This window comes from Gammaproteobacteria bacterium, assembly GCA_003696665.1.
GTDB lineage: Bacteria > Pseudomonadota > Gammaproteobacteria > Enterobacterales.
Genome location: RFGJ01000242.1, coordinates 1 through 1846 on the forward strand (window position 1 = coordinate 1; position 1846 = coordinate 1846).

General features: G+C 55.3%; 2 protein-coding genes. Both read right to left on the reverse strand.

Annotated elements, in window-relative coordinates; genetic code table 11:
- Positions 1-82: 82 nt before the first annotated feature.
- Positions 83-1591, reverse strand: a complete 1509-nt coding sequence (locus D6694_06830) for an NAD(P)H-hydrate dehydratase (protein ID RMH43593.1) — start codon at positions 1589-1591, stop codon at positions 83-85.
- On the reverse strand, positions 1591-1846 hold a 256-nt coding region (locus D6694_06835), incomplete at its 5' end, for an esterase (GenBank protein RMH43594.1). The genes D6694_06830 and D6694_06835, both read right to left, overlap by 1 nt.

The following is a 1846-nucleotide window of genomic DNA, read 5'->3' on the forward strand; positions in this document are numbered from 1 at the left end:
CAACGGCCGCCATTTGCGCTGCCAATTGCTCAGTTTCTCGTAAGTCAGCGATTTGATAACAACGTGACCCTTCGTCCATTTATCACTCCCATAAATAGTGCGGCACATGCGCCAGCACATCCGTGGCCACCAGACCATTGTGCCATGTTTCTGCTGCCTGCATACCACTCAAGCCGTGTGCCATGACGCCCAATAGGGCCGCATGCATCGGTGGATGACTTTGCGCCAAAATGGCGCCAATCATGCCAGCCAACATATCACCCATGCCCGCGACAGCCATCGCAGGACAGCCGTAGGAAGAGACATTGGTACATTTTCCATCGCTGACAAGCGTGCCACATCCTTTCAATACCGCCACACATGCGTATTGCCGCGCCAGAGTTTCCACCGCCCAGTAGCGATCGGCTTGAATATCCGACACATCACATTTCAGTAATTGTGCTGCCTCGCCCGGATGGGGCGTGATAATACATGGGCGGTCTTGGCCGGTGATTCGTTCAAGCCATAGCAAGCCATCGGCATCGACAATCAAAGGGCCATCAAATTGCTCCACCTGCGCCGCCCAAGCCTTTGCCCAGTCTCCTCGTCCAAGGCCCGGCCCAAACACAATAACGTCATGCTGCTTCAGCAATGTCGCTGTCTTGGCATCCGTTGGCGAACGCGTTTGTACCATGAGTTCAGGACAACGCGCCAAAGCGGCCGAAACATGTGCAGCATGAGTCCACCATGTGACTTTTCCTGCGCCACTGCGAAGCGCGGCCTGAGCCGCCATCAGACCGGCGCCCCCCATGCCGACATCGCCCCCAATCACACCGACATGGCCGAAACTACCCTTGTGGCTATTCAGATGGCGCGATTGCAAACGCCAATCCGACGAAAGAAATCGTAACCAACGAATCACTTGTTGTGGTGTCCGGGGCACCGACAGCTCCAAAGAGGTCAGCCATAGCCGACCACAATGCTCTGGTCCATCTGCCGTGACCAGACCGGGCTTAACGGCAATCATGGTCAGGGTCTCAGTCGCAAACACCGCTTCACCAACTGGTACCCCTCGATCCGCATCCAACCCAGACGGGACATCAATCGAGGCAATCGGGCACTTTGCCGAGTTCATGGCACGAATCACACGCAAAGCTTCTTCCCTAGCGGGTGGTGTAACGCCACTGCCCAAGAAGGCATCCACGACAAGATCCACACCATGCCAGTCAACCTGGTCAAACGTCACCACTTTTGGATGTGATTCGGATAGCCTCTGCCACGCCAATCGAGCATCAGCTTTCAATTTGTTTTGCCAGGTGTTCGGGCCTGTCTCACCGATCGCAATGGTGACAGACAGGCCAGCGTTCACGGCATGATGTGCAATCACCAAACCGTCGCCACCATTATTGCCCGTCCCAACAACCACCAGCCATTGCCTTGCCCGAGGCCAGCGCGCACGCAGCCATGCAAATGCTGTCTTACCTGCCCGTGTCATCAAGGAAAAGGTTGGGCAGCCCATCCGTTCGCACTCTCTGCGCTCAAAATCTCTTATTGCCTCAGCCGTTAACAAAGGTTGATCACGGCTGGTTTGATACACATCTATCCAATCCATCACGCACCCACATTCGCTACAAACTCAAGTGCATATTCGCAAGCCTGTGTCTGGAGCAAATCCATCCCTATCCCAGAACTCTTTAATGGCCTAAAATCGTGATCAGCGGCTGGCAACCAGCGAATGTCCACGCTCGGATCCATGGCATAGGTTGTCACTTCCTCGCGCCGCCCAAAGGGATCTCGCTCACCCTGAACGATCAATACCGGCGCACATATCTCCCTTAGCAGTTCCAATCGCACACGCCCCGCATCG